This window comes from Streptomyces mesophilus, from assembly GCF_040300965.1.
Classification (GTDB): Bacteria; Actinomycetota; Actinomycetes; order Streptomycetales; family Streptomycetaceae; genus Streptomyces; species Streptomyces mesophilus_A.
Map to the genome: position 1 here is coordinate 1 of NZ_JBEPEW010000264.1, position 5,751 is coordinate 5,751.

Sequence of the window (5,751 nt, forward strand, 5' to 3'; positions counted from 1 at the left end):
CGCCGTCGACCCCGCACAGCGCCCGCGCCATGGCCACGGACAGCGGCCGCACGAGCGGGAAGAGGCCCACGACCGCGGCCGGCGGCAGAGCGAGCGCGTACGCGCCGAACTGGCCGAGCACCGAACCGCGGAACAGTGTGTCGCCGCCGCCCGCGAGCGGCAGCACCACCAGCGCGCCGACCAGCCAGAACGGCATCAACAGGGCGCCGCCCAGGACCAGATGGACCCACCGGAGGCGGGCCGTCCGGCCGAGCAGCGCCCCGGCGGCGGTACGAGGGCTCATACGGTGATCGAGACCGCTGTGCTGTCGTGCGCCACGGCCGAGCGCGCGGCGAAGAAGCGCACCCCGAGTGCGATCACGAGCATCCCGACGATCATCTGCCCAGCGTAGGTCAGCATGACCAGCGCGGTGGGGCGCTCCGCGATGTCCCCGGCGCCGAGCGAGGCGAGCGTCAGCCAGGCACCCCAGCAGGCGGTCGCGCCGGAACCGACCCAGGCGAGGGCCAGCGGTACGGCGAGCGGCAGCCGGGGCGGCACACGGAAGGCGATGACCAGGACGCCGGCAACCGCGGTCAGCGGGAAGAGGGCGTGCAGCACCTCGAGGGCGCAGGTGTCGGTCGCGCGGTCGCGGACGGCGTCCGCGCCGAGGCCCGCGGTCGAGCCGGAGGCCCACATCAGGTGGACGGCGACGGGGAACAGGGCGACGACGGCGGCGGTCAGGGCGAGGGGACGGGAAGCGGGGGTGGTCACATCGCCCACCCGGCCGCGCCACAGGTGACCCCACCGCCGGCGGGCGTAGAGGGCGAACAGGCCGCCCAGCGCGACCCCTTGGAGGATGAAACCGCCGTACACCACCCCGAACACCCACTCGTCCAGGAACGGCTCCGACGCGGACTGGGTCTGCACATCGCCGCCCAGCACCTTGATCAGGAGCTGCACCGGGAACCCGGTCATGATCGGGGCGAGCAGTCCGCTCGCCACCCACACCGGCACCAGCAGCAGCCAGGCCGGCACGCGCAGGCCCCAGGGACGGGTGAGCAGCAGGGCGAGCGCGATGACGCAGGCGTCCATCAGGACGGTGACGGTGTTGGCGACCAGCATCGTGGTGCGGTGCTCGAGCAGCGAACTGCCGTCGGGGATCCCGATGTGACTGCCCAGGATCCAGGCGAACTTGAGCGTCAGATACGGGAGGCAGGAGACGATCGCGGCGAGGCGCAGGAGCCGGTGTGCGGGAGACAGGGCGGGCGGGGCGAGGGCTGGAGCGAGCGGTGTCCTGGTCATGGGACCAAGCTCCCGCCCGCACCCGTGCCACCACGTCCTGCGCGCTGACGATCCGCCTCCGCCGTGCGGGGGAGACGGGGTCAGCCTCGGGGTTGCGGGGTCAGCCTTCTCTCACCGGCTCACCCCCCGCACGACCCCGCGATCTTCCCGTTCTCGTCGATGTCGATCGGGAACCCGTCGTTGTCGCCGAAGGTCACGGTCCAGCCGTGGGTGAGCGTCATGGACGTGGCGTCGTCGGCGAGCCAGAACCGGGGCTCGTGCGAGTAACAGGTTGCGGGGTTCGGTCCCCGGACGGCTCGCAGGTACTCGCTCACGAACTGCTGCTCGAGCTGTTTGCGGCGGGCCGCGTCGTCATCACCGGACTTGACGGCTGCCACCAGACCTCCGTAGAAACCGGACACCGTGGGGTCGCCGCCCTTGCCGTGTCCGGCGACGGGCCGGCACGTCAGACCGGTGACCCGGCCCGTGGCCGGGTCGAACGTGAGGGACACCGTCCGGTCGACCCGCCGTGTCCCCTGGTAGAGCGAGACCTCGCCCGCCGCCAGCACCCCGTCGACCTGTTCACCGCAGGTCACGCCGAGGGAGTCGGTGCCCCAGATCCGTTCGTACGTGGACCGGTCGGCGAACAGCGTGGCGACGGCGTCCGGATCCACCTCGGCGCGGGTCGCCGGGTTCTGCTGGCGCAGGGCGGACAGGAACAGGGTGCGCAGGGTCTGGGAGGGGTCCGCGAGCGGGACCGGATCCGGATGCGTGGGCGCGCCCGTGGGACCGGTGTCGGGGCTCGGCGCGGCCGTGGCCTGCACCGGGGCACCGACCAGGCCGGGGCCGCTCCGGGACACGAAACCGGCCGCGAGGGCCACGGCCGCGACGGCCGCCGCCGCGCTCAGCTGCAGCCGCCGGCGGCGCCGCCGCACGGTGGAGACGACCGCGTTCGCGTCGTAAGTGCGGGGAGGTACCTGCTCCGTACGGTCGAGCATGGCCGCGGCCAGCTCCTCCTCCAGGTCGATCCGGGTCATGCCGCTCCTCCGGAACTCGCGCGCGTCGCCTGTGGGTTGATGGTCGAGCGGAGCTTCGCGAGCCCCCGGGCCGCCTGGGATCTGACCGAACTGGCCGAGATGTCCATCAGGCAGGCGATCTCCGTGTCGTCGAGTTCTTCGAAGTACCGCAGCACCAGCACGGTCCGCATGCCGATCGGCAGGGTGTGCAGGCCGCGTATCAACTCGTCGCGGACATGAAGGCTTTGGAACGGATCGGTGTCCGGTCCGGCCCGTTCGCCGCCGATGCCGTCGTCCAGGGGAATCTCCGTGCGCCCGCGCAGCCTGCGCCAGCGGTCGTTCGCGAGATTCACCAGGATCCGGCGCGCATACGCCTCCGGAGCGTCGGCGGAACGCACCCGCCGCCAGTGCCGGCACACCTGCTCCAGCGTGGACTGCACCAGATCGTCGGCCAGATGGCGCTCGCCGGTGAGCAGCAGCGCGGTTCTGAAGAGCGACGACGACCGTGCCTGCACGAAGGCCGTGAAGGCCGGCACGTCAGCCGCCCGCATACGCGGGCCCCGGCTGATGTCTCTGCGGCATGTCCGCCCCCTTACGAAGCCGCCCTGGCTTCCCGCTCAACCTGACGGAGCAGGCGGCCGAGTTGCTGCACGCGAATTTCCGCCGTGACCGAAGCGTTGCCTGCCGGGGGCGGCGGGGACGGGCCTGTCGGTCTTACGCCAGTGTCAGGACGACCTCGTCGATCTCGGCGTCCCGTGCCGCGGCGAACCCGGAGCCATGGCCCGTCACGACGAACCCGCACTTCTCGAGCACCCGGACCGAGCCCGCGTTGTCCGCCGCGGCGCGGGCGTGCAGCGGGCGGTCCGTGACCTCCGCGATGAGCAGGCGCAGGGCGGCCGTGGCCACACCGCGGCCCCAGTACGCGCGGTCGATCCAGTACGTGACCTCCAGCTCGCCCGGCTCGCCGTAGACCGCCGCGCTGCCGACCACATCGCCGTCGAGCAGCACCGTACGGACCACGTACTCGGCGCAGATGCGCTCCCAATGTGCCGCGAACAGGTCCCAGTCCGCCGACTTCGGCGAGACGAAGGCGGCCGTGCGCATCGACTCCGGATCGTTCATCTGCCGGAAGAAGACCGGCAGATCACTGGAGTGGACCGGTCGCAGGGCGATATCGGTCACCGGCTGTACCGCGTCGAACATTCAGAGCCTCCGGGTCGCGAGCGTAAGACGGTCCCGCGCGTCGAACAGCGCGTCCTTGATCATCTGTTCGTGGGCGGGTGTCAGACGCGCCACAGGCACCGAGCAGCTGATCGCGTCACGGGCGGGCGTGCGGTAGGGGATCGCGACACCGAAGCAGCGCAGCCCGAGGGTGTTCTCCTCGCGGTCCACCGAGATGCCCTGCTCGCGGATCTGGTGCAGCTCCTCGATCAGCTGCTCGCGGTCCGTGATCGTGTGCTCGGTGAGCGGCGCGAGCGTCTCCGGCAGCATCTTGCGCACCTGCTCGTCGGTGTGGGTGGCGAGCAGCGCCTTGCCGAGCGAGGTGGAGTGCGCGGGCAGCCGCCGCCCCACGCGCGTGAACGGGCGCAGATAGTGCTGGGACTGGCGGGTGGCCAGATAGACGACGTTCACGCCGTCCAGACGCGCCAGGTGGATGGTCTCCGTGGTGTCGTCGGAGAGCCGGTCGAGCGTCGGACGGGCCGCGGCCACCACCTCGTCGCCGTCGATGTACGAGGTGCCCACGAGCAGGGCGCGGACGCCGATGCCGTAGCGCGTGCCCGTCGCGTCCGTCTCGACCCAGCCGAGCTCCACGAGCGTGCGCAGCAGCATGTAGAGGCTGGACTTGGGGTACCCGACCGCTTCCTGCACCGCCGCCAGCGAGTGCATTCCGGGCCGGCCCGCGAAGTACTCGAGCAATTCCACGGTCCGCACAGCGGACTTGACCTGCGCACCACCGCCGGTGTCGGCTGCAGACATCGCCCTTGACCCCTTCGTTCGCCAACGCATAGCCTCCAAAGCGATTCACATTCGGAGACAGCGTTCAGCATATCGAACGGCCCTGGTGAGCGGCAGAGTTTTCCCAGGTTCTCGTGGCGGACCACCGAGAACGGCGGGGCGAAACCGTGCACTTCGGGCGTTCGGGAAGGACCGGCCGTGGCAGCAGCACAAGTCTGGAGCGTCGACCCCCGTAACGGGAAGCCGCGTGAGCAGGTTGCGGTCGAGGCCACAGCTCAGGAGATCGACCGCGTGGTGCGCGCGGCCCATGCGGTACGCGAGACGCTGGCCGACCGCGCCGTGCGCGCCGCGTTCCTGCGCACCGCCGCCGATCTGCTCGACGAGGCCGCCGCCCATGTAGTCGAGGCCGCCGACGCGGAGACCGCGCTCGGCCCCGGCCGCCTCAACGGGGAGCTCGCGCGCACCAGTTTCCAGCTGCGCTCCTTCGCCGGCCTCGTCGACGAGGGCGCATTCCTCGACATCGTCATCAACCACGCCGACGACTCCCGCACCCCGCCGTGGCCGGATCTGCGCCGCTACAAGGTGCCGCTCGGCGTCGTCGCCGTCTACGCCGCCTCCAACTTCCCGCTCGCCTTCTCCGTCCCCGGCGGCGACACCGCGAGCGCGCTCGCGGCCGGCTGCCCGGTCGTGGTCAAGGCGCACCCGGACCACCCGGCCACCTCCGAGATCTGCGCCTCGGTGCTGCGCCGCGCGGCCGTGCAGAACGGACTGCCCGAGGACGTCGTGCAGTTGGTGCACGGATTCGAGGCGGGCGTCGAACTCATCAAGCACCCGTTGATCTCCGCGGCCGGCTTCACGGGTTCGGTACGCGGCGGACGCGCGCTCTTCGACGCGGCGGCCGCCCGTCCGCACCCGATCCCGTTCCACGGCGAACTCGGTTCGCTCAACCCGGTGGTGATCACCGAGGCCGCCGCGATCGAGCGCGGTGAGCAGCTCGGCGCGGGGCTCGCGGGCTCGATGACCCTGGGCGTCGGCCAGTTCTGCACCAAGCCGGGCTTCGTGCTCGTACCGGCCGGTGCGAACGGCGACACCCTCGTCAAGGAACTGACGCACGGCGTCAGCGAGGTCGAGGCCGGCGTGCTGCTCGACCACCGGATGCGGGACGCCTTCATCCAGGGCGTCGCCGCGCGGGCCGCCCTGGACGGAGTCGAGGCGCCCGTCACCCCGGGCTCGGGCGGTGAGCACACGGTCGGCGCGGGCTTCCTCACCGTGGACGCCGCGCGCCTGGTCGAGGAGGGTGCGCACGATCTGCTCCTGGAGGAGTGCTTCGGGCCGGTCACCGTCGTCGCCCGCTACGACGACGAGGCCGAGATCACCGCCGTACTGTCGCGGCTGCCCGGCAATCTGACCGCGACCCTGCACCTGTCCGAGGTCGAAGCCGGGGACCCGCAGGGCCGCGGCGCCGCGCTCCTCGCCGAGCTCACCGCGCTCGCGGGCCGCGTCCTCGTCGGCGGCTGGC

Annotated in this window: 6 protein-coding genes and 1 pseudogene; 1 reads left to right on the forward strand and 6 read right to left on the reverse strand. The window is 71.8% G+C overall.

Annotated elements, in window-relative coordinates; all coding sequences use genetic code 11:
- The 6 genes and pseudogenes from ABT367_RS40400 to ABT367_RS40425 all read right to left on the reverse strand — a co-directional run.
- Nucleotides 1-283 (reverse strand): annotated as a pseudogene (locus tag ABT367_RS40400) (histidine kinase); the annotation flags it as partial.
- Nucleotides 280-1,281: a hypothetical protein gene (locus ABT367_RS40405; protein WP_352258843.1), complete on the reverse strand. Its 1,002-nt coding sequence runs from the start codon at nt 1,279-1,281 to the stop codon at nt 280-282. The pseudogene ABT367_RS40400 and the gene ABT367_RS40405, both read right to left, overlap by 4 nt.
- 119 nt (nt 1,282-1,400) lie before the next feature.
- The gene (locus ABT367_RS40410; protein WP_352258844.1) at nt 1,401-2,297 is read right to left on the reverse strand and encodes a hypothetical protein; all 897 of its coding nucleotides are present in this window, start codon (nt 2,295-2,297) and stop codon (nt 1,401-1,403) included.
- On the reverse strand, nt 2,294-2,827 hold the full coding sequence (locus tag ABT367_RS40415; RefSeq protein ID WP_352258846.1) for a SigE family RNA polymerase sigma factor: 534 nt from the start codon (nt 2,825-2,827) through the stop codon (nt 2,294-2,296). Before ABT367_RS40415 ends, ABT367_RS40410 begins: the two co-directional genes overlap by 4 nt.
- 163 nt (nt 2,828-2,990) lie before the next feature.
- The gene (locus ABT367_RS40420) at nt 2,991-3,479 is read right to left on the reverse strand and encodes a GNAT family N-acetyltransferase (RefSeq protein WP_352258847.1); all 489 of its coding nucleotides are present in this window, start codon (nt 3,477-3,479) and stop codon (nt 2,991-2,993) included.
- A complete protein-coding gene (locus ABT367_RS40425) occupies nt 3,480-4,253 on the reverse strand; it encodes an IclR family transcriptional regulator (protein ID WP_165336312.1) in 774 nt (257 codons plus the stop codon).
- 177 nt (nt 4,254-4,430) lie between these two features.
- Here ABT367_RS40425 and ABT367_RS40430 point away from each other — a divergent pair.
- Nucleotides 4,431-5,751 (forward strand): aldehyde dehydrogenase family protein (locus ABT367_RS40430; RefSeq protein WP_352258848.1); only part of this gene is annotated, 1,321 nt, incomplete at its 3' end.

Excerpts from the sequence above, each read along its gene's own strand:
- ABT367_RS40405 (WP_352258843.1), bottom strand. The coding sequence starts at position 1,281 with ATGACCAGGACACCGCTCGCTCCAGCCCTCGCCCCGCCCGCCCTGTCT.
- ABT367_RS40410 (WP_352258844.1), bottom strand. The coding sequence starts at position 2,297 with ATGACCCGGATCGACCTGGAGGAGGAGCTGGCCGCGGCCATGCTCGAC.
- ABT367_RS40415 (WP_352258846.1), bottom strand. The coding sequence starts at position 2,827 with ATGCGGGCGGCTGACGTGCCGGCCTTCACGGCCTTCGTGCAGGCACGG.
- ABT367_RS40420 (WP_352258847.1), bottom strand. The coding sequence starts at position 3,479 with ATGTTCGACGCGGTACAGCCGGTGACCGATATCGCCCTGCGACCGGTC.
- ABT367_RS40425 (WP_165336312.1), bottom strand. The coding sequence starts at position 4,253 with ATGTCTGCAGCCGACACCGGCGGTGGTGCGCAGGTCAAGTCCGCTGTG.